This is a genomic window from Dielma fastidiosa, from assembly GCF_003475485.1.
Classification (GTDB): domain Bacteria; phylum Bacillota_I; class Bacilli_A; order Erysipelotrichales; family Erysipelotrichaceae; genus Dielma; species Dielma fastidiosa.
The window spans coordinates 115,360-138,899 of sequence record NZ_QRQL01000009.1 but is presented as its reverse complement, the minus strand read 5'-3'; the positions used below and the strand labels follow the sequence as shown (position 1 = coordinate 138,899).

Sequence of the window (23,540 nt, the reverse complement as noted above, 5' to 3'; positions counted from 1 at the left end):
GCGGGGATGCTCATGGCACATATCAATAAGCAGATTGTGGAATTAAAACATCAAATGGAGAGGACAAAGCTTTTGCAGCTGGAGAAGCAGAGTCTCAAAAATCAATTAGAAAATAAGCTGGCGGAAATTGAAAAGATGCGCTCAAGGGTTAATGCCAGTGAAGAGAGCAAGCATAATTATCGGTTGAGTATCGCGTCGCTGGTTTCTAATTTCAGAAAGAAAAAAGAGGATCAGGCGATTAAAGAGATTCTTGATTTAAAGCAGAAGGAAAACGATTTGTCGGTGCTGCAGGCTGAATATGACCGTGTTGTTGAGGAATTAAAGGCACAGGGCAGCTTTGATAAGCAATACTTTAAACTGATGCAGGAGAAGAAGCTGCAGGCTACACATCAGGATAATGAGGTGTTGGAACAGCTTGAAATGGTAATTGAAAAATGCCGTCTTGAAAATAAGCGGATCAATGACGCTCAGCATTTGGGCGAAAAAGCGCTGGCTTTGATTCATGAGGTTTTTGACGGCTGCTTTTCATCGACGCAAAAGCATCTGTTTGAATCTTCTTTAACCAAGGGCAGCAAGCAATTTGAAAGACTCAATGCGATGCAGGAGCTGATTGCACAGCTGAAACGGACACTGGATCAATTTGAGGCTGTTTATGACCGCTGTCCTAAGCTGAATGAATCAGTGCTGGAAATTGATTTTGTGCCGGTAGCTGATCAGATCGTGGATAATTTTTTAATGGATTATTTCTTTGAAGATGAAGTAATAACGCTTAAGAAGCAGATTATGAAAATAAAAAAGCAAATCGTTGATGCGCTGCATGATTTGGATATTCAGCTGCGCATGAATCAGAATAAAATAATTGAAATGCTTGACTGCATCAATGCGGTAGGAGAACGGAATGAGTAAAATTGAAGAGCTTGCGGAAAGCTTGAAGAAGAAACATATCGTATTTTTTGGCGGTGCCGGTGTGAGTACCGAAAGTAATATTCCTGATTTCAGGAGCAGTGATGGGTTGTATCAGAAAAAAACATATAAATATCCGGCTGAAAGAATGCTGTCACATTCAATGTATGAGTATGATCCCAAGGCCTTTTATGATTTTTATTTTAATGAAATGATTTATCCCAATGCAATACCTAACGCCGCGCATGAGGTGCTGGCAAAGCTTGAGGCAATGGGTAATCTAGATGCTATCATCACACAAAATATCGATGGGCTGCATCAGGCAGCTGGTTCTAAGCATGTGTATGAGCTGCATGGCAGCGTGCACCGCAATACATGTCAGCAATGCGGCGCTCATTATTCACTGAATGAGATGCTGAAACAGAAGGGACAGATTCCACGATGCTCCTGCGGCGGCATCATAAAACCCGATGTGGTGCTTTATGAGGAAGGCTTGGATGCGCAAATCCTGCGCGGAGCAATTTCGGCAATTAATAACGCGGATGTGCTGATTGTCGGCGGCACTAGTTTAGTCGTCTATCCGGCGGCTGGTTTGCTTGATTATTTTCATGGCAGCCAGCTGATTTTAATCAATAAGGACGCGACAGCTTATGACAGCCGAGCTGATCTTATCTTTAATGAATCTATTGCCAAGGTGCTGTCAAAGGCAATGGAATTGATTGAAAATGCTTGAACAGGAAGCTGAGCTATGATTTGCCGGTTAAAGTATTAAGCTAGGTTTTAAAATTTAAGCTATTTCAATAAATACTAATGAAATCATGTCAGAGCGGCATGATTTTCTTGTATAAAAAAAGCCAATCAATTGATTGACTTTATATTAGCTACATGAACCACATCACCGTTGTGAAAATGATCATCAGTGTATAAATAATAACAACCATCAAGATCGACGGTGTTGCCATCAGCGCATCCCAGCAGAATCGATGATTTGGTACGGTCTCATCAAGCTTGAAAATATCGCGATGGGTGAAATAGCAGAATAAACCACCTAAAATAAAGATACCGAATAATAGAAAGACAAACCATTCCACAGGAATTAAAGCAATGCTGTTATTAGCAAAATGAACGAAAATTGCCGGCAGTATTGATTTTGCTTTTAATGTCAGCAAAGCAAGCAGGATTCCTAAACCAAAAGCAAACAGACTTTGAATGACATTGCCGTGTAATAAAGCAAAGAGCATCGATGACGCGATGATGGCAAAACGAGTTCCGTATTTGCCAAAAACATGCAGACATAAGCCGCGAAATGCAATTTCTTCAAATATCGGTGCTATGACAGCAATCGCAATGTAGCTCATCAGCAGGGTGATCCAGTCAGTCGCGCTGAAGCCTTCAAGACCTGTCTGCTGAAATTCAATATTAGGAAAGGTATTAATCAGTGCGGTAGACAGCAGATTGTAAACAGCGACAATGCCCATGATAATTAAAAACCATCTTACCATTTCAGCGCCGCTGATGGCTGGTTTCACAAGATAAGTGCGCAGCTTGATTTTAAGCCGATGAGCACAGATAAAGAAGGGAATCGTATCCGCACATAACAGCGTAAATACCAAAGTGACCATCAGCATCAGGTTATAATTTACATGATAGAAACCATAGCTTTTAGCAATTGCAAGGATTACCACTGACAGCAGGCCAGCTACAAATACTTGCAGCACCAGATTAAACAGCAAAGCACCGCCCAGATGCTTAAATTCTTTTTTTAAATCTTTTTTTGTTAACTCCCTGGGTTTTTCAATGACAGATTCATCAATGACAGGCAGTTCGTTATCCATAAAAAAACCCCCTTTACGATATTATATCATAAGGGGGAAGCTTTTATTTGATAACTTCAAAATTCGGCGATAAGAGGATTAAATTCTTACCTTTTAAACTATTCTCCGTATAAGCGCCTAATGCTCTTGAATCAGTTTCCTGTGCAGCGATACGATTGTCACCAAGCAGGAAGTACTCATTGGTCCACAGCTCGACCTCATTAAAATCACGGGTAAAGTAACCGTAACGGCGCTGCATCTTTTTAACATAGTCAGCATCCAGATAATCTTCATCCAGCGGTTCACCATTTACATAAATGACCTCATCCACACAGGATACGGTTTCATTAGGCAAGGCAATAATGCGGCGAATCGCATATCCCTGACCGCCCGGCTGTTTGATTAAAACCAGATCACCGCGCTGAAAGTCTTCATGCCAGAGAAAGGTCACACCTGTCGTTCCTTCATTAATGGTCGGCGTCATTTCCTGTCCCTGAATGACAACATCAATCATACAGAAGTCACGGATGATCCAGGCGGCTAACCCGATCACAAACACCAAGGAACCATAAGTGAAGATCGTTTTAATAAATTTATAGCATGTTTCTTTTGTCATAATTTCCTCTTGTTTTACTGCATTATTATAAGTTAATTTTAATTCTTTTGCAAGCATCCGAAGTTTTTGGTAAAATCAAGCTAGAAGTGAGGTGTCAGTATGGAATTAAAAGATCATATCCTGATGACCCGGATTGATAATCGGCTCGTACACGGTCAGGTTGGCGTTACATGGACAATGACGCTGGGTGCTAATGTTATTGTGGTGATTGATGAGGCGGCAGCCCATGATGTTCTTCAGCAGAAGCTGATGCGGACGGTTGCCCGTTCCAGCGGTGCGGATATTCGTTTTTTTACTGTCGATGAGTTTGTGAAGGTGTTTCCAAATGTCAGTGAAAATCAACGGCTTTATCTGATCGTACATGATCCGCTGCCGATTGTAGACTTGCTGAAAGCGGGGATTCCGATTCAAAGCGTTAATGTCGGCAATATGCATTTTGCGAAAGGTAAAATGGCATTAAACCGCAAGGTATATGTTGATGAAGCGGATCTTGAAGCACTGAGAATCATCGAGTCATTTAATGTTTCCATCTTCATTCAGGATGTACCTGGTTCTGTCAGTGAGAAGCTGAGCGGTCTTGATGAGGTTAAATTTGTACTTCGTTAATAAATCTTACGCTTAGAAGCGGAAGGTATGGCGAGCTGATCGCGGTATTTAGCAATCGTGCGCCGGGATATCTGAATATCCTCCTGCTTCATTAATGCGCTCAATTCAGCATCACTGTATGGCTTCTGCTTGTTTTCACCCTCAATTAATTTTTTCAGCTTTTGCTGGATAGCCATACTGCTTTGACCGCTCTCAAGCTTGGCGTTAAAGAAAAATTTCAAGGGAATATAGCGCTGGTTGAATTCTAAAAGCTTTCCCTGCACGGCTCTTGATACCGTAGATTCATGCAGATTGCAGAGGACAGCGATATCATTGAGCGTCATCGGCAAAAGGTCAGCTTGATGCAAAAACCAGCCGGCTTGTATGGAGACGATGGCACTGACAATAGTAAAGAGTGTATTCTGCCGCTTATCAAGCATGGCAATTAATTCCTGAATCCGTTTTGTATATTCTTTTACATAAATCTTTAATTCCTCATTGCTGCTTTGATCATATGCGTGATTGATTTTCAGCTGCTGAGTATAATTTTTTACGGTAACATTCAGCGCATCAGTTTCATCAATGGATATAAAAATATCGGGAATTGATAGAGCAGCGGCAGGCGCATAGGCGGCACCCGGTGTTGGATTGCATGTTTTGATTAAGGTCACGCAGCTTTTGATGGTATCAAGAGAAGTATCACATCGCTGGGCAATCTCAGGTAATTTATTATCCGCGATTAAATCAAGATATTGATCCACACACATCATCAGATAAGGCTTCAGAGCTGTATCCATCTCAGCGCATTGGATAATCAGACATTCTTTTAATGAACGCGCCGCCACACCGCATGGTTCAAAGCTTTGCACCTGATAAAGGGCATCTTCCACCACCTCTGGCGTACAGTCACAAAGCTGGGCGATTTCCTCAACACTTAACGTCAGATAACCGTTATTATCCAGTGAATAAATGATGAATTCACAAAGCAGTGGGTTTTCGACATGCCGGCACGTATGCAGCTGCATTAATAATTCATCAATTAATGTGGTACTGGCTTTCGACATTTCAGCTGCCAAATCATAATCAAGCGTATTTGAATCAGCGCTGAATTCATCAATTTCAAGCAAAGGGTTCGTATTAACTTCTTCCTGAATCATTTCGACTAATTCCTGAGCATTCATGCTTAACGCTTTTAATGAAAGCTGCTGCTTCATTGAAAGCTTCTGAGTCTGTTTTAATGTCTGCGTCAAGTGGGTTTCTAATTTCATAAAGCATCCATCCTTATTTCTTACATTCTATCATAATTAGAAATAAGATTGAAAGAAAGCATTTTAAATAATACAATATCAGTAAGTGAGGTCAATCTATGAAAGAACAATTATATCAGCTGCTTAAAGAAGTCTGCGAACGTTTTGAATTTGCTCAGCGTGAAGAATTTACCGCTTCATGGCTCGCTGAACAATGCGCGATGAGCCGCAATGCCGCTTCACAGTATTTGAATGAGGGTGTTGAAAAAGGTGAAATCATCAAGGTTAATACCCGGCCGGTATATTTTTTTGATGCGGCAGCGGTATTTGCGAAATGCGATGCTCAGCTGGATAAGCTTGTCTATGCTTCATTTAAAGAATTTAATGACGCGATGATGATTGATTTTGAACGATTGATCGGGTATAAGGATTCACTGCGTCATGTGGTGGAACAATGTAAAGCGGCTATCACCTATCCACCCAATGGGCTGCCGATTTTATTAAATGGACCGACCGGCACTGGGAAGAGCATGATTGCCTCTTTAATGGCTGATTATGCGGTGTGTGTGGGGCTGATGAAGAAAAGTGATAAGTTTATTGCGGTTAACTGCAGTGAATACGCGAATAATCCAGAATTGCTGACCGCCAATCTGTTCGGTTATAAAAAAGGCGCTTATACCGGTGCTGAAAAAGATAATCAGGGGTTGATTCAGTTAGCGGACGGCGGCATTCTCTTTCTTGATGAGGTGCATTGTTTAAAAGCCGAATGTCAGGAAAAACTCTTTCAATTCATGGACCGCGGTGTGTATCACATGGTCGGTGACAATGAAAACTGGTATCATTCATCATGCCGTTTAGTCTTTGCGACAACGGAGAGTCCTGAAGATGTACTGCTTAAAACCTTGCTGCGGCGGATTCCAATCATAGTGAAGATTCCATCGCTTGATGAAAGGCCGATCAATGAGAAGAAAGCGCTGGTATACAGTATCTTTAAGAAGGAATCAACAAAGATCAACTGTGAAATTGCTATCAGTTCTCTGACCTATCAGGTATTGATGAACAACAGCATCCCCGGCAATGTCGGCGGTATAAAAAACTGCATCCAAGCGGCATGCGCCAATGCGTTTTTGAATCATCGGATGAATAAGAATGTGCTGGAGATTCATTTATATGATCTGCCGGATACGATTTTGAATCTGCTGCCGACGATCAATGTCCGCTTGATCGATCAAAAGGATGATACGATGATCTTCATCAGCCGGCTGAATGAGGCCAAACCTTCCGACTCCAAGCTGATCGACGCGTTTGCGAAGATTCTTGATGAATATCAGAAATATATGAAAAATGGCTGTTCCTTTCAGGAATTGATCAGCAGTTCCTTAGATGCAATTAATAAATATAACGATTATCTGATGTTTGAGAAACGATTAATCAGCAATCCGAATTATGACTTTACCCGTAAAATTGTCGATAAGATTTTTTCCATTATCATGAATCGTTATTCATTAAAAGTCAGCAACAATGATATCCTGCTGATTTCACGCTATGTTTATGAATATTCGCAGGTGAAGGATGATATCCGTACATGGATTAAGGAGCACGCACCATTGATTGCGTCTTTGCGTGAGCTGGTTCAGCAGAAAATGCCGAGAGAAAGTGCGATTGCTGATGAAATCAGTGAGAATATCAAGCTGAATCTGGATATTGAGTTTGATGAAATGACGCAGTTCAGATTGGTATTAATGGTACGCGGTTTCGCCGATCCGATGAAAGAATCTGAAAATACGGTCGGTGTGATTCTCTGTCATGGTTATTCGACAGCTTCTTCTATTGCAGAGGCGGTGAATAAGTTTTTAGGTCAGTATATCTTTGACGCGATTGATATGCAGCTGGATGTCAGCTTTGATAAGATTACTAATCAGCTGAATGATTATCTTAAAAAGAAACAGGCGTTTGAAGAACTTGTTTTGCTTGTTGATATGGGATCACTGGAAGAAATTTATAAGGGAATTAAACATAACACCGGCTGTAACATTGGTATTATCAATAATGTTAATACGAAGCTGGCTTTAGAAATCGGCTCCGGCATCATGCAGGGGAAGTCAATTGAAAGCCTATTGGAGAAGGCAAGTCAGGAAAATATATCAAGCTATAATTATATTAATAACCGGGAAAGAAATAAAGTAATCCTCTCTGTCTGCGCGACGGGTGTCGGGGCGGCGGAGAAGATTTCTGATTTGCTGGCTACCAGTCTGCCGGTGCCGATTGATGGTGAAATTATTTCCTATGATTATCAGACATTAGTAGAAAATGGCTTGAACGATCGGATCTTTGACCGTTACAATGTAGAGTTTATCATCGGTACAATGAATCCCAAGGTAGAGGGAATACCGTTTATCGGTCTTGAGGAGCTGGTGATGAATGATGATCTCAACCGGCTGCGAGAGCTGATGCGTAATTTTTTAACGGAAGCTCAGGTACAGATTTTCGCTCAGAATATTATTAAAAATTTCTCTTTGGATAATATCGTGAACCATCTGACAATATTAAATGCTCAGAAAGTGCTTGAGGATGTTCAGGAGGTTGTACGTCAGCTTGAAAGAATGCTTCAATATTCTTTGCCGGCGGCAGAAAAGGTCGGGCTGTATGTCCATCTTGCATGCCTGATTGAACGTTTAATAACTAAAAATGAGGTGCAGCTATTGGAAAGCCCGGATGAGTTTATTGCCAATCACAAAGAATTTATTGAAATTGTCAAAGAAAGTTTCAGTGTCGTAAATGAACGATATAGTGTCGAAATTCCGGTTGCTGAAATTATTTATATTTACAATTATATCCAAAACAGCTGATTTAAAGCGTGTCTGACTTCGACAATAAAAGTTGGCACGCTTTTTGCTACAATATAAGTGAAGGAAGTAAAGGAGGTGAAAACATGGAAGGACCAAACATTTTACTGACACGCATTGATAATCGTCTCGTTCATGGACAGGTGGGGATGACTTGGACAAAAACATTAGGAGCTAACCTGATTGTAGTTGCTGATGATGTTGCTGCCGAGGATTCGCTGCAGCAATCATTGATGGCGATGACCGCTAAATCAGCAGGTGCCGGCATTCGTTTCTTTACCGTTGATTATACGGCTCAGATCATTGCCAACGCGGCTCCTGAGCAGAAGATTTTCATTGTTGTTCGTACTCCGGCAGAGGTTCGCCGCCTGATTGATCAGGGTGTACCGCTGAAGGAAGTGAATGTTGGCAACATGCATTTCACAAATGGCAAGCGTGCATTGACAAAGAAAGTCTATGTTGATGATAAAGATATGGACGATCTGAAATACATCGCTTCCAAGGGCGTCCGCGTTTATTGTCAGGACGTGCCGGGGGAATCTATCGAAACAATCCAATAGAAAGGGAGGATTAGAAAATGCAAATTACTCTGATACAAGGTCTGCTGCTGGCTTTAGCGGCGATCATCATTGGTATCGACTACTGGCTGGAAGCATTCTTTATCTTCAGACCATTAATCGTTTCCACAGTTACTGGTATTATCTTAGGCAATGTAACCCTGGGATTAACTACTGGTGCATTAACTGAATTGGCTTTTGCTGGTTTAACACCGGCTGGCGGTACACAGCCGCCAAACCCGGTTCTGGCTGGTTTTATGTGTACAGTCATCGCGTACACAACAGGTGTTAACGCAGAGGCAGCGTTGGGACTGTGTCTGCCATTCTCATTCTTGATGCAGTATGTTATTTTATTCTTCTATTCAGCATTCTCATTCTTTATGGCGAAAGCTGACAAATGTGCGGATGAAGCAGATACTGCCGCATTTGCCCGTTTGAATTATACGACAATGGCTATTGTTGCTCTGGCTTATGGTGTGATTGTATTCCTGTGTACTTATGTCGCTCAGGATGCGATGAACGCTTTAGTTAACGCAATGCCTGCGGCTTTAACACATGGTCTTGAAGTTGCCGGCGGTATTCTGCCAGCAATCGGCTTTGGTATGCTGCTGCGCGTTATGATGAAGACAAAATATATTCCTTTCTTAATTGCTGGTTTCTTGATGCAGAACTTTATCGTTATGCCGAATCTGCTGCCGGTTGCTTTACTTGGTGCAGCATTCGCGTTATATGATTTCTTTACTGCTAGAGCTAGAAAAGAAGAAATCAATGAAGCCGTTGCTAATCTGTCTGTAAATAATAATGGAGGAGGAAATAAACATGTCGGAATCTAAAAAAATCTTAACTAATTCAGATATTACCCAATTGGGTATCCGTTCTTCCTTATTGCAGGCTTCTTTCAACTATGAGAGAATGCAGGCTGGCGGCTGGCTATGGGCGCAGCTTCCTGCTTTAAAGAAAATCTATGCTGATGATCCTGAAGGCTTAAAAGCAGCGATGCATGACAACCTTGAATTCATCAATACACATCCAAATTTTGTAGGGTTCTTGATGGGCTTGTTAGTATCATTAGAAGAAAACGGCGGCGACCGCGGTTTGATTCGTGGCTTAAAATTAGCGCTGTTTGGACCTATCGCCGGTATCGGTGATGCTATTTTCTGGTTTACATTACTGCCTATCGTTGCCGGTATCACTTGTTCATTCGCATCGGAAGGCCTGATTATTGGACCAATCATTTTCTTTGCCGTATACTTTATCATCTGGTGTCTGCGTATTGTTTGGACGAAGATGGGTTATACATTAGGTACAAAGGCATTAGATGTCTTGAAAGAAAATTCTGATTTGATTTCAAACTCAGCGACAATCCTTGGTATTACCGTTATCGGTGCTTTGATTGCCAGCTATGTAACCATTGATTTATTACCGGTTATTTCCGTTGCCGGCGGTATCGAAGTATCTATTCAGGAAGCTTTCCTGGATACGATCTTCCCGAAACTGCTGCCTATGGGTTATACATTATTGATGTTCTACCTGCTTAAAAAGAAACAGGTAAGTCCGGTTGTATTGATCGTTGGTACACTCGTATTAGGTATTGTCTGCAGCTTTATCGGTTTATTATAATCATAAAATTATCCCCTGTCTTTGGCAGGGGATTTGTTTTATCTATTGTTTTAAGATATTGACAAATTCAGCAGAAGTAGTGCATTTGAATAAACAATCGAATGCAGATATTATATAATCTGGTTCACGTAATAAATACAGGAAATCGTTTGAATTATAATACTATTAAATTCATTTATCAGCATACTTGTGTCTGCGATACTGGCTGGGAGCACAACCCATCTTTTCCTTAAAAATATGAGAAAAATAACGTTCACTTGTGAATCCTACTTTTTTTGCAATCATTTCAATAGAAAATGAACTTCTTTTTAGCAAATCGCAAGCCTTTTGAATACGGCAGTTAGAAATGTATTCACTTACAGAACATAGCACTTCTTTATTAAATTCACTGCTGATTGTGGTTGGATAAATATGCAGATAATCTGCAATTGAAGATAATGAAATATCATGCATATAATTATTTTGAATATAACCTAATGCGAAAAATACTCTTGGTGTGAAAAAGGTATGTATTTGACTCATAATATTTTTTACTGTCAGTTTTAAATCACTTACATAGTCTTCTATAGCGTCATAAGCATCTATTCGTTTAATTTCTGAAGAATCAGGACTAAGTTTATATACCTGAATAAATAAATCGATATGTGATTTGCACAATGAATAGGCGGATGAAAATTGAAGATAATCATAGCTATTTGCAATTAATTCTAAAAAAAGATAATCAATATCGGCATTTACTTCATTGATATTGCCATTACAAAAAGCATCTAACCAACGGTTTACATTTTGATTAATGGCGTAAAAAGTGCAGGGTATACATAAATTGGTCATAATTTCAGGTGTTATAATTTGATCGAAAAAGTGGAAAAATATGAATTTATTCAGATTGTCAGCATCCTTGTAAGCTTTATGAATATTGCCATATCCTTCATAATTTGTAACTAAAGAGGTTGCTAAATAGCGATAATATTTCTTTTCAACATAGGGTTTAATTGCATGAATTTTTTTAGCAATATCTAAAGGAGGGCATAATGGATTTTCCAACGGTGAAAAAATAACACCGATTTTTTTTGAGTTATCAACTTTAATTAAAAAATGATTTCCAGCATAGTTGTTCTCATTTAATATGTCCTGTATTTGATCATATATTTTGTAAATTTGATTTCCTCTGGCACGTAAATTATCAGCATCAACAAATTCCATGTGTTTTTTATCCGGACCTGTGATGCAAAAATGGAAATGTTCAATATTAAAACGAACAGGCAGATTTAGGTTTTTGATGTAGCTTTCAATAAAGTAACTGTGATCTTCTAAAAGAATATAGTTAAATCGCATATTATTAGAGATTACTTCACTTGTTTGTACAGAAGTTAGTTTATTTTTCATATTATAAAATTATCATATTTAAAAGACTAAAACTACATTTATTTTCGTATTTTTAAAATTTTTATCAAGTCTTTCCAGCTAATTCTCATGCTAAGATACATAGCGGAGGGATATTATGAAAACATTAAGAAAATTTATGGTTTTATTTGCGGCAGTTATACTAGTCGCCGGATGCTCAACATCTGCATCTGAAACTTACACTTATGCAGATACTATTGTCTGGGATGCACAATATGATGTTGTAGTAGCCGGCTTTGGTGCAGCAGGTGCTTCAGCTGCCAAATCAGCTGCCGAGAACGGAAGTGAGGTTTTGTTGGTTGAAAAAATGTCAGAAGGATTATCAGGAGGAAATAGCAAAGTAGCCGGACAGGTATTTATTAATGGTAAAGGTAATGTTGAAAATACCTATAATTATTTAAAAGCTATGGCTGGCGATCATGAGATTGATGATGAAATTCTTCAAGTAATGGCAAAAGAAATTGCCAATATTGAAGAAAATTGGGTGACAAATTATGGCTTGAATTCAGAAGATTTTATGGATAATGGATTGCTACCGCAGGCTGCAGGCTATTCACCTGAATTCCCTGAGCTTCCAGGAAGTGAATCTATTGGGATGTTTAATCTTCATAAAGGTGCAAGTGATTCTTACATGTATCAAATTATGAAACAAGCTGTTTTAGATAAATCAGAAAATATCGATATTTGGTTTGAATCGCCAGCGGTTCATTTAATTCAAGATCCAATGTCAAAGACTATTATTGGTGTACAAGTTCAGCGTGATGGTAAAATGATGAATATTCGCGCTTTAAATGGTGTCATCTTATGCACAGGTGGTTTTGAATTCAATAAGCAAATGGTACAAGATTATATCGGGTTAGTTGATTATGCCGAGTTTGGCGGTCAATATAATACAGGGGACGGAATTCGCATGGCTATGGAAGTTGGTGCGGATTTATGGCACATGCATGTATATGAAGGTGGTATGGGAACAGGTGGTGTTTCCTATTTTGTCGGAGAAGATGAAAATGGTGTAATGCTTTCTATGCTAGGAAAGAATCCTTTGAATACAGGTGCTGTTGTACTAGTTGGTAATGGTGGTGAAAGATTTCTAAACGAAACGGAGCCATTAAAACATGGTCATCAATATATGAATGAAAGTTATTACAATCCAACATATCCTGAAAAAATGTGGGTAATTTACGATCAAACACAGGCAGATAAAATTGCAGAGAAAAATTTCATTCCTGAACGCTTTTTGTCTGGTATTCTTTCATCTGACTCTATATCTGGTTTAGCTGAACAAATTGGCGTAGATGCAGCAATTTTAACCGAAACGATCGAAGATTATAATCGCTTTGCAGCAAATGGTAAGGATGAAGAATTTGACAGAGATGCTGAAACAATGAGTGCATTTGATAATGTGATGTATTATGCATTACCTGTAAAAGCTGCGATTTTAAATACACAGGGCGGTCCTAGAAAAAATGCTAATGCGGAAATCTTGGATGTAAATGGTAATGTAATTCCGAATCTGTATTCAGCTGGTGAAATGGGAGGCATGACAACTCATTTATATCAAGGTGGTACAAATTTAGCAGAATGTTTAATTTTTGGTCAGATTGCTGGTAAGAATGCATCGGTTCCGAAACCTGAGCTGCCTGCCTATGTTTTAAATGAAAAAGTAGCTTCTACTCCTGCATCGCTTGGAGAAATTACAGATGTTATTGAACCAAAAGAGTATGAAACTAAGGAAAATGAATATATCGGTGTTGGAACTGGTATGGGCGGTGATGTTGTAATCAAAGTTACAATGAATGGCGATAAAATTGAAAACGTTGAAATTCTCGAGCACAATGAAACTGAAGGGATATCCGCTCCAGCGATTGAAACGCTTCCTCAAGCAATTATTGATAACAATGGAACTGATGGTGTGGATACTGTTTCAAAAGCTACAATAACAAGTAAAGCGATTATTCAGGCTGTTAATGACGCATTATCTAAAAAATAACAATTATAAAAAAGGTTTATTATAATCATAAAATTATCCCCTGTCTTTGGCAGGGGATTTGTTTTATCTATTGTTTTAAGATGTTGACAAATTCAGCAGAAGTAGTGCATTTGAATAAACGGTTTAAACGTTCATAATCACACAGTGCATAGACCGTATTATTGTATACATTAGAGAATTCAAGAATATTTTCCTTCTGAATAGCGATCAGTAAGCATAGTTTGATCTGCGTGTCATCCCATTGGATGCCTTTTTCGTTGATCAGTACGCTGATGATCGTTTTTTTTGCGTCCATGGTTAATGCGTGGGGTATTGCAAAGGCATCAAAGAAACATGTCGGTGAGAGCTTTTCACGTTCAAATACCGAATCGATAAAGCTTTGCTGGACAATCCCGAAATCAACCATTTTCTGCCCTAAAAATTGGATGGCTTCCTGTTTTGTAGTTATTGTTTCATCAATAAAAAATAAGGCGGGGTTGAAGCATGATGTCAGAAAGACATTGTTGCGGCGCAGCTTTTTTTCTTTTAAATACTTGGCGATCGCTTCATCGACCTGCGCGCGTTCCACTACATCAAAGAAAGGCGATATATTGATGATTTGCTTGCCGATAATTTCTAATGGCACTGTTGATATCACAAAGTCGATATTTTGTTTTGGCACAACATTGCTTGCCGGGTCCATCACGTGCAGGCGCAGAATATCTTTATGGCGCTCTAAAAGCTTATTTTGAATATGCTCGGCGATTCCCTGATAATGATTGGCAATCAAGAGGATGTCAATATATTGATCATTATCCATAGAATTCTCAATGATAAAACCAATATGAACACTTAAAAAGCCAATCTCATCATCAGGGATCGTTATATGAAAGGCTTCCTCTAATTGTTTGGCAAGACTGACAGCCACATCATAAATAAAGGGGCATTTCTGTTTCATCGTACTGTGTATTTGAGTGCTGACAAAATTATTGGAATTACTGCGTTTAATCAGATCAAAGATATGCAGTGAAAGGTTGTGAACCATACTGGCATAGTCAACCTCTAACATGTATTTCTCAAAGGTAGTTGCGAGAATTGAACTGATCTTTGTTTCAAATTCAAAATCATAACTGTCATAAGGTGATTCACGGTTTGGATGAACGACTTGGCCGCAGAACAGGCTGGTAATATAAGCTATATCACCTTCGGTAACTGTTTTATTAAAATGCTTTGTATAACGATGACAAACTTCAGAAGCTAATTTATATTCGATTGAATCAGTGTCTACATCTTTCAGCTTCGGTGTATGAATGTCTTGACTGATGCGGTATAAGCCGATAATTAAATTTAATGAAAGACTTGATGAATAGGCATCCTGGATATAATAACCATTTGCTTCGACACTGCTTAATACAATAGTATAAAGACTGCTGATATCCATGTCATGAAAGTAATCTGCCAGATTATCGATATTCATCATTCGACTGGGGAAATCGGCATAGATCATTTTACGGATCATGAACCTTTTATTCAATTCAGTACCTTCGATTCTTACTGTATTATGTGCGTAAATTAATTGCAGATCATTTTCACAAATGAGCTTATTAATTTCTTTCAGCTTATTGCGCAGCGACGAGGTGCTGACATAAAATTCATCAGCGAGCTCATCAACATCAATAGCTTGATTAGCATTGAGAAGCCGTCGTAAGATTTTTTGTCTCAGGTCGGTATCTTCTAAGGCCATCAGCTGCAGTGAAGATTCATCATCAATGATTTTATAACCGGCATTATCTGAATCAACTAAGGCCATTCTTTTTAATTCTGCCATTTCACTTGTAAGTGTTCTTAATGAAATATTCATGTTTTCCGCAAGCAGCTTGCCGCTGGCTCGGCCATGGCATTTCATTAGTAATTGAAGTATCTTTTTTTGCCGTTCACTTAATGTATTGCTCATGATGCACTCACCTTCTTCTTATTTATTTTAACTAATAAGAGCATAATTAAACAAACAAACATTTGCAAGGGGGTACGCAATTGTTAATTTGTATCGCAAAGCAATGCATCGTAGAATGAAGGCGTGGAAGGAAGTGGCAGCAAATCATGAATAAGGAAGAATGTCAGCTGATAGCCTGCAGTGTTATCGCTAATGCAGGGAGTGCTTATGATTGTTTTATATCAGCGGTCAAGGAAGCGGATAAGGGCGCTTTTGAGGAGGCTGAGAATCTGATGAAAAACGGTGATGAGTATCTGCTGAATGCCCACCGCGCGCAGACGGATCTGCTGAATGCGGAAATGCGGGGGGAAGAAATACCCATCGGAATATTGATGGTACATGCACAGGATCATTTTATGCATGCGATGACGTATAAACAGAGTGCAGCTGATCTGATCCGGCTTTACAAGAAAATGGAAGGAGTGAAAGAATGAGTGAATTTTTATGGGGCAGCGCAACCGCTGCATATCAGTGTGAAGGAGCTTGGAATGAGGATGGCAAGGGCTTATCTATGTGGGATACTTATTGTCACAGTGAGCGTAATGAAGGCGGCATCAGCGGTGATGTTGCCAGTGATTTCTATCATCGTTATGAAGAGGATATCCGTATGCTTGCAAAAAGCGGTCAGAATGCGTTTCGTTTTTCATTGTCATGGACCAGAATTATTCCTGACGGTGTAGGGGCCGTGAATCAAAAGGGAATTGATTTCTATCTGAAGGTCATTGAAACATGCCGCCGCTATCATGTGGAACCGTTTGTAACAATTTATCATTACGATTTACCTGAATCATTATATCAAAAGGGCGGCTGGGAGAATCGCGAAACCGCTTTGGCATTTGCTGAATATGCCGCGGTATGTTTTGAAGCCTTCCATGATAAAATTAATTTTTGGACGACAATCAATGAACCGGATTATGAGTCAATGTGCGGATATATCGTTGGCAATTATCCACCGCATGTTCATGATGTAAGCCGCCGCAGCAAGGCGCTGTATCACATGCTGCTGGGTTCCGCGATGGCCGTCAAAATATTCAGAGATAAACAGTATAACGGTCAAATTGGTTTAGTTTATACGCCAAGCTCCGTTCAGATCCGCGTTGATAATGAAGCTTATCGTCAGGCGGCAGAGAATGCTGAACTCTATTATAACACCGCGGTCAGCGATGTCATCGTTAAGGGTTGGTTTCCAGAAAAACTCATTGCCAAGATGCAGGCAAGCGGCTTAAATTTAGACTATGTAAAAGCTGAGGATAAAGCCGTATTTCAGGCTGGTATCGTCGATTTCTTAGGTGTCAACAGCTATAATCGGGTATTAGTTAAGCCTTATACTGCCGGTGAATCGACGATGTTTATGAATAATAAGGGAAAACAGAATAAGACCAATCATGCTTCGAGTATTATCAAGGGTTGGTTTGAGACAGATTTTGATCCAAAGGCTAAGTATAATCCATGGGGGTCAGAAATCTATCCGGATACCATTTACGATATGCTTAAAGATATCAAGCAGATGTATGGTGATATCCCTGTGTATATAACGGAAAGCGGTATCGGCACTTATGATGAATTAAATGCAGAGGGTAAAGTTGACGATGATTACCGCATTGAAATTTTAGAAGGCTGGATAGATGGCTTGCTGCGGGCAAAAGCTGAGGGCTGTAATGTTTTAGGGTATTTTATCTGGTCGACAATGGATTTATACAGCTGGATCAACGGTTATGAAAAACGGTATGGCTTAGTTTATGTTGATTATGAGCATGACTGTCAGCGCATTCCGAAAAAGAGCTACAGCTGGTATCAAAAAAAGATAAAAGAGAATCTATAGGGAGGATAATATGAAGAAATTATCAGAAATGCTGGAAAAGAAATTATTGCTGATGGCAAATAAATTTTCTAAGCAGCGGCATTTAAGAGCAATCTCAAATTCATTTTTAAGCATTGTTCCTTTTTTAACCATCGGGTCTTTAGCACTGGTGTTAATTTCACCGCCGGTTGATTATACAACATTAGAGCCTGGTTTTATGTATAGCTTTTTTCAGGCATGGGCTGTATTTGCTGAACAGATAGCTACGCCGATTGGGTCTATCTATACGATATGTATGGAATTTATGTCAATCTTTGTGGCTGCGGCTATCGGTTATTTCTTAGCACAGGAATATAAAATGAAGGGCTTTCTGCCGCCTGTTCTATCAACAGTTGCCTTTTTGATCTTGGCAGGTTTGGGCGCTGATGGCAGCAAGACCTTTGATTATTTTGGCGGTACCGGCTTGTTTACAGCAATTATCGGCAGCATTATAGCCATTGAAATCCTGCATTTCTTATTTAAACGTAAAGTCGGTTATATTTCATTAGAAGGTCAGGGGGTACCGGAAGCATTAACGCAGGCCTTTGCCTTACTGATACCTACGGCCATTACATTAATTGGTATTGGCTTGCTGCATTGGGGTATTGTCAGTCTTACCGGTGACACTTTACCGGCTTTGATGACGGTGCTGCTTTCACCGGTATTGAGCGCGACAGATTCACTGCCTGGTGTCTTCCTATTAGCCTTTTTAGTTATGACATTCTGGTGGTTTGGTATTCATGATTCTTGTATTACCGGTCCGATGACAGCTTTTTGGACCATCGCGCTGACGGCGAATATCGCTGCTTTCAACAGTGGTGCGGCAACTACGGCAGTTCCATATATTGTGACTGATCCATATTGGTTTATGTTCCTGATGATCGGCGGTTCCGGGGCGACCTTCGGTTTGTGTATCGTCTTGCTGACCTGTAAATCAAAACAGCTGAAAACAGTCGGCAAGCTCGGTATTGTGCCTGCTTTCTTCAATATTAATGAACCGGTTATTTTCGGTGTGCCGTTAATGCTGAATCCAATGATGTATATCCCTTTTGTCGGCGCGGTATTGGTAAATTGTGTCATATCATATGGCGCGATGTATTTTGGTCTGGTGGGCAGAACGATTGCTCAGCCGGGATGGAATATATTCTGTCCAATCGGGGGACTGCTTTCAACGCTGGACATCAAGGCAATGCTGCTGATTGTGGGATTGATTGTATTAGATGCGCTTATTTACTTTCCGTTTATCAAAGTGTATGATAAACAAAAGTATGAAGAAGAAATGGCCAGCGTCAAATAGAAGGAGAACGAGCGATGAAAATATTATTAATGTGTTACGGCGGTTTGAGTACCGGCTTAATGAAAGTCAGACTGGAAGAAGAAGCAAAGAAGTATGGTGTTGAGGATATTGAAGTTGTCGCTACGGCGCTTGCGGAGGCTGAGAATGATTTCGGTGATTATGATGTTTATTTGCTAGGGCCGCAGGTGCGTTATGCCTATGATGACATTAAGGCGAAGCTGGCAGATCGTCTTGTGCTGACGATTTCAGCGTCTGACTTTGGTTTAATGCGGGCGGATAACGTATGGCAGGAAATTGTCAAAGGATTGGATAGAACATAGGGATCAGCAATGCTGATTCCTATTTCTTAGGCTGGCTGAAAATGAAATTAATAGCCCTGCTGATTATTCTCGTTTCCGGGGTGCTGTATCAGATCTGCTCAAAATCCATTCCTTCTGATGTGAATCCGTTTATTCCTTTACTGTGTACTTATGCTGTCGCTTTGCTCTGTGCTTTACTGCTTGCTGCGGCTAGCGGTGGCTTGGCTCAGATCGGTACTGAGTTAAAGAAAGTAAATCGCTTTAGCTTTTTACTTGGAGCGGTGATCTGCTTTTATGAATTAGGCTTTCTGCTTGCTTACCGTCATGGTTTCAGCTTGACAACTTTACCGCCTCTGGCCAATATTCTAGTCATTGTAGCCGTCTGCGGTATCGGGTTACTATTTTATGGTGAATCAATGCCGCCTCTGCATCTTGCCGGTTTGGGCTTGGCGGTTGTAGGTGTCATACTGACCATTGTGTAATCATTAATTAAGAGATAAGCAAAAACTTCACAAAGATTTCAGATAAAGTCAATTGACTTTTATTTTCAGTATGTTATTCTAGTAAATAGAGGTGAAGAGATTGGAAAAAGCGATTTATTCTAGATTAGACTTGAATGACATTACAAATCCAAAAATCAGGGAGTTTAATGAAATATTAAGTGACCTGCTTACAATGAATGAAGTACAGCAGCTTGATGAGTTTTCCCAGCATTTAAATACAACAAGACTCCAGCATTCTTTGAATGTTGCTTATTATACGTTTCTGATTTGCCGTAAGTTTAACTGGCATACGAAAGAGGCTACAAGGGCGGCTTTGCTGCATGATCTGTTTCACTATGATTGGCGTGAAAAGACACATGAAGGCTGGCATCCGGCTCTGCATCCGCGGGTAGCGCTTGAAAACGCGCGTAAAATCGCTGATGTTACACCTTTGATGGCTGACTGCATCGTCAAGCATATGTGGCCGATGACTTTGAAGGCGCCTCGCTATAAAGAGGGCTGGGTAATTACCGGCATGGATAAGTATTGCGCGACATTAGAATGCATTCATCAATCTTCATCGATTGTAAGAAAGTCAGCAGCTGTAATGTATCTCGCTTCTTTTATATCTTTTATACATTTAGGATAAACCGATCTCAGATCGGTTTTTTATATGAAAAAGCTGGCGGCGGCCAGCTTTAATTAATAAATAGGGGCAGTTGACTGGTTTTTGCCAGCTGCGCCATTTCCAAGTAAAGATTTAATGCCTCAAGGGCCATTTTACTTACTTGATTCATGGATGTTTCATCCTTAAATGCACTGCGTTTCAGACGCAGGCATTGATCAATCAATTCATCAAGACTGCCAAAAAGCATCACTTCTTCATTCATATCAGCAAATTCAAAATTATAAGGGAAATTACCGGGCAGGAAGATATCAACACTGCGCAGCAGCTGCTTATATTTTGAATCATTGCTGTTGGCCGCTTTACTATAAATCTTATCCTCATCCCATACGCTCTTTAATTTAGCGGGCAGCGGCTTCTTCGCTTCCGTATAAGCGGCGCAAAGGGCGAGGGCAGCCAGACATTCCTCATCGATTTCTTTGACAGCAAATGCTGAACTATCTTCCTGCCAGCCGTCAATCATGATTTCATTTTCTTTTAAGACGTCAATCAGGGCGGCCTGCCAAGTTTGCGTATCTTTTAATTCTGCACCTTCATAACAGTGGGCAAAGCTGGATACGGTTAATTCTATTTTCATACATTCAGTACCGCTGCAACTTCAAGCGGATTTTTTTCTGGATTAACCTTTTCCATCGCATGCAGAATCTTGCCTTCTTCATCGATGATGTAAGTAGAACGGACAATGCCCATATATTCATGACCCGCCAGCTTCTTCTTTTTCCATACCTCATATTCCTGAAGTATATTTGTCTGCGGATCACTTAGAAGGGTAAAGGGCAGCTCATACTTCTCTATGAATTTCTTATGTGAGGCAGCGGAATCTTTGCTGATTCCAATCACTTCAATATCCTTGCTGCGGAAAGCCTCATACATACTTTTAAACGCGCAGGCCTGCTTGGTGCAGCCAGGTGTATTATCTTTAGGGTAGAAATAGAGAACGACCTTTTTGCCTAGAAAATCACTGAGATGAACAATATTGCCATGCTGATCAGCGAGTGCAAAATCAGGTGCTTTTGTATTGATTTGTAACATAATGTACCTCCTATGGTAGCTATTATACCATGACTTAAAGGTTTAAACCAAGACAACGCTTAAAAACCATCCGCAAAGAAAATGCCGGCTAAGAACAATTTTTTGTAATGTTTATCTTGCAAGCTAAAATGCTTTATGGTATTATATATGGGCACTAACAAGTGGGCCTGTAGCTCAGGTGGTTAGAGCGCACCCCTGATAAGGGTGAGGTCGTTGGTTCGAGTCCATTCAGGCCCACCAGATTAATGATTACCGGAGACAAATGTTTCCGGTTTTTTAATATATATATGAAAGTTATCAGCAGTTTGGCTGCCATGGCTTAAAAGGCTGATAGGACAGTTCAAATTGCGCCAGCAGCTTACCGATCAGATGATCCTCCATTTCTTTGATTGTTGTGGGTTTTTGATAATACGTCAGCATCATCGGCATAATGGTTATGTTTGAGAATCTGGATAGTTTAAGCAGATTTTCTAAATGAATCGCACTGAGAGGATTTTCACGTACAGCTAAGACAAGCTGCCGATGCTCTTTAATCATTACATCGGCACAGCGCAATAATAAATTATCTGAATAACCATTGGCAATTCCGGCAGCGGTTTTCATCGAACAGGGGATAATGATCATGCCGGCACTTGGATAGGTACCGCTGGCAATCGCTGCCCCTATGTTTTTCACATCTTCGTAATGATCGGCCTTAGATAGTAAGCTTTCAAAGCTGATTGATGTTTCAAGCATCAATGTTTGCTTGGCACTTTCACTGACGGTCAGAATTGTTTCAACCTCAGGATTCGTTTTTAATGCTTCCAGTAAATGAATCGCCAGCGGCAGTCCGCTAGCACCGCTGATGCCAACTATGATGCGTTTCATTGATCGTCCTCCTTAAACCAGTGCCGCGGATCTACATCTTGAAATTTTGCTCTTTCAAAGCGCTGCTTCTGATTAAATGGAACGGTGCAGTCAAAAATGGCCTTGCATGCATTGCCGTGTTCTTTAAGCAATGGATTATAGACAGGATCATTGGAAGGATCAAGCGGATGGCATTGAATGCCAGGTAAAAGAATCAAATCACGGTCAGCCTGAAAGCGGGTGGTCATGGCCCATAGGACATCATTCATATCAAAACAGTCAACATCTTCATCAACAAGGAAGACATGTTTTAATTCCGCGAATGCACTGAATGCCAGTAAGGCTGCTTGTCTGTGACGGCCCTCATCGGAAGCGACTGACTTTTGGAACTGTAAAACAGCAATATATTTTCCGCCGCCGCTTGACGCGCAGTAAACATTTTTCAGTTTGCCGGGCATGGCTTTATCAACCATCTGCAGAATACTGGCTTCGGTTGGAATACCCGCCATTGAAACGTGTTCTTCGCTTGGCCCTATACATGTCTGCATAATGGGATTTTTACGGGTGGTAACCGCTTTTACTTTAATAACAGGCAATGAAGGATTGGCAGGACCGCAATAACCGGGGAATTCCGGCATTGCCTTACCAGAGTTGCTATTTATATCCTCACGCATTCTAACTTCGGGCAGAATCTCACCTTCAATGACATATTCAGCATTGGCAATTGCTTTTTCATTAATTGTCAGACATTGGACTAATTCAACAGGCTTATTGCGGATCGCGCCTGCAATCTGCAGCTCATCATAACCAATTGGGGTGGTAGGCGGTTCAAAGCATGCCGTCACTTCAATGGCTGGATCAACACCGATACTGATTGATATCGGCAGCGGCTGCCCCTTTGCCTCAGCAAGCTCATGAAAAGCACCGATATGCCGTGCTCCCGGCTGCAGAAAAATGGTCATTTCATCTTTTGACTGAATACAGAGACGATGAATCGAAACATCTGATTCACCAGTGATTGGATTAGAGGCATAAGCCATTCCGAGGGTAATATAAGGCCCGGCATCTTCGATGCTGTTGGTGGATGCCGGAATCAGTTTCCGTAAATCAAAGTCATGTTCATCCGCTCGGTACACAAGTGTTTGACATAAGGCTTCCGCCTGTGGAATAGTAATCGGTCTAACCGGCCTTTCAACGGCATTCTTTAATAAAAAGCCAAGCTTTTCGGGCTGACAGTTTAATAAATAGCCTACTCTTTTCCGGCTTGCTAAAAGGCCTATCGCAATACGTGCCTCAGGGTATCCTTTTATTCTATTAAAAACAGCTGCCGGACCTTCCTTAGTTGGCCGCATGACTGTACCGCCGGCACCTATTTTCCGATATAAGCCAGCCAATTCATTCATTGGATCGATTTCTATATCAGTCTCAATGAATTGATTATCCATGGTTTTTAATAAGTCCAAAGCTGATCGCAGATCGTTAATTTGATTCATAATTCCTCCTTT

The 23,540-nt window shown here is 40.4% G+C and carries 23 protein-coding genes and 1 tRNA gene; 15 read left to right on the top strand and 9 right to left on the bottom strand.

The window, feature by feature from the left end:
• Window positions 1–12 precede the first annotated feature (12 nt).
• Complete coding sequence (locus DWZ33_RS15225; RefSeq protein WP_118455698.1) at window positions 13–906, top strand: hypothetical protein; 894 nt, start codon at window positions 13–15, stop codon at window positions 904–906.
• Complete coding sequence (locus DWZ33_RS15220; RefSeq protein WP_118455696.1) at window positions 899–1,636, top strand: NAD-dependent protein deacylase; 738 nt, start codon at window positions 899–901, stop codon at window positions 1,634–1,636. The genes DWZ33_RS15225 and DWZ33_RS15220 overlap by 8 nt, the downstream gene beginning before the upstream one ends.
• Before the next feature lie 148 nt (window positions 1,637–1,784).
• Here the strand turns inward: DWZ33_RS15220 and DWZ33_RS15215 are convergent, their stop codons facing one another.
• Both DWZ33_RS15215 and lepB read right to left on the bottom strand, forming a co-directional pair.
• Window positions 1,785–2,738 carry a CPBP family intramembrane glutamic endopeptidase gene (locus tag DWZ33_RS15215; protein WP_022938933.1) on the bottom strand — a complete coding sequence of 318 codons (954 nt, stop codon included), beginning with the start codon at window positions 2,736–2,738 and terminating at the stop codon, window positions 1,785–1,787.
• Window positions 2,739–2,781: 43 nt separating this feature from the next.
• The gene (gene lepB / locus DWZ33_RS15210; RefSeq protein ID WP_182425760.1) at window positions 2,782–3,333 is read right to left on the bottom strand and encodes a signal peptidase I; all 552 of its coding nucleotides are present in this window, start codon (window positions 3,331–3,333) and stop codon (window positions 2,782–2,784) included.
• Window positions 3,334–3,432: 99 nt separating this feature from the next.
• Here lepB and agaB (DWZ33_RS15205) point away from each other — a divergent pair, with 99 nt between their 5' ends.
• Window positions 3,433–3,939, top strand: coding sequence for a PTS galactosamine transporter subunit IIB (agaB, locus tag DWZ33_RS15205; protein WP_022938935.1), 507 nt, complete (start codon window positions 3,433–3,435; stop codon window positions 3,937–3,939).
• Here the strand turns inward: agaB (DWZ33_RS15205) and rpoN are convergent.
• Entirely contained in the window at window positions 3,936–5,186 is a 1,251-nt protein-coding gene (rpoN, locus tag DWZ33_RS15200; RefSeq protein WP_118455692.1) for an RNA polymerase factor sigma-54, read from the bottom strand. The two genes, agaB (DWZ33_RS15205) and rpoN, sit on opposite strands and share 4 nt — an antisense overlap.
• Window positions 5,187–5,284: 98 nt before the next feature.
• Between rpoN and DWZ33_RS15195 the strand changes: the two genes are divergently transcribed.
• The 4 genes from DWZ33_RS15195 (at window position 5,285) to agaD (ending at window position 10,188) form a co-directional block, all read left to right on the top strand.
• Entirely contained in the window at window positions 5,285–8,014 is a 2,730-nt protein-coding gene (locus DWZ33_RS15195) for a sigma 54-interacting transcriptional regulator (RefSeq protein WP_022938937.1), read from the top strand.
• 83 nt (window positions 8,015–8,097) lie between these two features.
• Entirely contained in the window at window positions 8,098–8,571 is a 474-nt protein-coding gene (gene agaB / locus DWZ33_RS15190; protein WP_022938938.1) for a PTS galactosamine transporter subunit IIB, read from the top strand.
• 17 nt (window positions 8,572–8,588) lie between these two features.
• Entirely contained in the window at window positions 8,589–9,401 is an 813-nt protein-coding gene (gene agaC / locus DWZ33_RS15185; protein WP_029473652.1) for a PTS galactosamine transporter subunit IIC, read from the top strand.
• Window positions 9,388–10,188, top strand: coding sequence for a PTS galactosamine transporter subunit IID (gene agaD, locus DWZ33_RS15180; RefSeq protein WP_118455690.1), 801 nt, complete (start codon window positions 9,388–9,390; stop codon window positions 10,186–10,188). The genes agaC and agaD overlap by 14 nt, the downstream gene beginning before the upstream one ends.
• Before the next feature lie 171 nt (window positions 10,189–10,359).
• Here agaD and DWZ33_RS15175 read toward each other — a convergent pair whose 3' ends face one another.
• Window positions 10,360–11,574, bottom strand: a complete 1,215-nt coding sequence (locus tag DWZ33_RS15175; protein ID WP_118455688.1) for a helix-turn-helix transcriptional regulator — start codon at window positions 11,572–11,574, stop codon at window positions 10,360–10,362.
• 115 nt (window positions 11,575–11,689) lie between these two features.
• Here DWZ33_RS15175 and DWZ33_RS15170 point away from each other — a divergent pair, with 115 nt between their 5' ends.
• Window positions 11,690–13,582 carry an FAD-binding protein gene (locus tag DWZ33_RS15170; RefSeq protein WP_118455687.1) on the top strand — a complete coding sequence of 631 codons (1,893 nt, stop codon included), beginning with the start codon at window positions 11,690–11,692 and terminating at the stop codon, window positions 13,580–13,582.
• A 67-nt stretch (window positions 13,583–13,649) separates the two neighbouring features.
• Here DWZ33_RS15170 and DWZ33_RS15165 read toward each other — a convergent pair whose 3' ends face one another.
• On the bottom strand, window positions 13,650–15,515 hold the full coding sequence (locus DWZ33_RS15165) for a BglG family transcription antiterminator (protein WP_118455685.1): 1,866 nt from the start codon (window positions 15,513–15,515) through the stop codon (window positions 13,650–13,652).
• A gap of 146 nt (window positions 15,516–15,661) precedes the next feature.
• On the opposite strand from DWZ33_RS15165, the gene DWZ33_RS15160 reads away from it, so the two are divergent.
• The 6 genes from DWZ33_RS15160 (at window position 15,662) to DWZ33_RS15135 (ending at window position 20,121) form a co-directional block, all read left to right on the top strand.
• The gene (locus DWZ33_RS15160) at window positions 15,662–15,988 is read left to right on the top strand and encodes a PTS lactose/cellobiose transporter subunit IIA (RefSeq protein WP_029473649.1); all 327 of its coding nucleotides are present in this window, start codon (window positions 15,662–15,664) and stop codon (window positions 15,986–15,988) included.
• Window positions 15,985–17,376 carry a glycoside hydrolase family 1 protein gene (locus DWZ33_RS15155; RefSeq protein WP_118455683.1) on the top strand — a complete coding sequence of 464 codons (1,392 nt, stop codon included), beginning with the start codon at window positions 15,985–15,987 and terminating at the stop codon, window positions 17,374–17,376. The genes DWZ33_RS15160 and DWZ33_RS15155 overlap by 4 nt, the downstream gene beginning before the upstream one ends.
• A gap of 10 nt (window positions 17,377–17,386) precedes the next feature.
• Window positions 17,387–18,691, top strand: coding sequence for a PTS sugar transporter subunit IIC (locus DWZ33_RS15150; protein ID WP_118455681.1), 1,305 nt, complete (start codon window positions 17,387–17,389; stop codon window positions 18,689–18,691).
• 14 nt (window positions 18,692–18,705) lie between these two features.
• Window positions 18,706–19,011, top strand: coding sequence for a PTS sugar transporter subunit IIB (locus DWZ33_RS15145; protein ID WP_022938950.1), 306 nt, complete (start codon window positions 18,706–18,708; stop codon window positions 19,009–19,011).
• A 41-nt stretch (window positions 19,012–19,052) separates the two neighbouring features.
• Window positions 19,053–19,472 (top strand): hypothetical protein, encoded by a 420-nt coding sequence (locus DWZ33_RS15140; RefSeq protein WP_118455679.1) that lies wholly within the window; start codon window positions 19,053–19,055, stop codon window positions 19,470–19,472.
• 100 nt (window positions 19,473–19,572) lie between these two features.
• Window positions 19,573–20,121, top strand: a complete 549-nt coding sequence (locus DWZ33_RS15135; RefSeq protein ID WP_022938952.1) for an HD domain-containing protein — start codon at window positions 19,573–19,575, stop codon at window positions 20,119–20,121.
• 49 nt (window positions 20,122–20,170) lie between these two features.
• Here DWZ33_RS15135 and DWZ33_RS15130 read toward each other — a convergent pair whose 3' ends face one another.
• Both DWZ33_RS15130 and bcp read right to left on the bottom strand, forming a co-directional pair.
• Complete coding sequence (locus DWZ33_RS15130) at window positions 20,171–20,734, bottom strand: hypothetical protein (protein WP_118455677.1); 564 nt, start codon at window positions 20,732–20,734, stop codon at window positions 20,171–20,173.
• A complete protein-coding gene (bcp, locus tag DWZ33_RS15125; protein WP_022938954.1) occupies window positions 20,731–21,189 on the bottom strand; it encodes a thioredoxin-dependent thiol peroxidase in 459 nt (152 codons plus the stop codon). Before bcp ends, DWZ33_RS15130 begins: the two co-directional genes overlap by 4 nt.
• A gap of 163 nt (window positions 21,190–21,352) precedes the next feature.
• Here bcp and DWZ33_RS15120 point away from each other — a divergent pair.
• Window positions 21,353–21,429: transfer RNA gene (locus DWZ33_RS15120), tRNA-Ile, on the top strand.
• A 57-nt stretch (window positions 21,430–21,486) separates the two neighbouring features.
• On the opposite strand, the gene DWZ33_RS15115 is transcribed toward DWZ33_RS15120, so the two are convergent.
• A complete protein-coding gene (locus tag DWZ33_RS15115) occupies window positions 21,487–22,056 on the bottom strand; it encodes a UbiX family flavin prenyltransferase (RefSeq protein WP_118455676.1) in 570 nt (189 codons plus the stop codon).
• Window positions 22,053–23,528: a UbiD family decarboxylase gene (locus tag DWZ33_RS15110; protein ID WP_118455674.1), complete on the bottom strand. Its 1,476-nt coding sequence runs from the start codon at window positions 23,526–23,528 to the stop codon at window positions 22,053–22,055. Before DWZ33_RS15110 ends, DWZ33_RS15115 begins: the two co-directional genes overlap by 4 nt.
• Window positions 23,529–23,540: the final 12 nt, after the last annotated feature.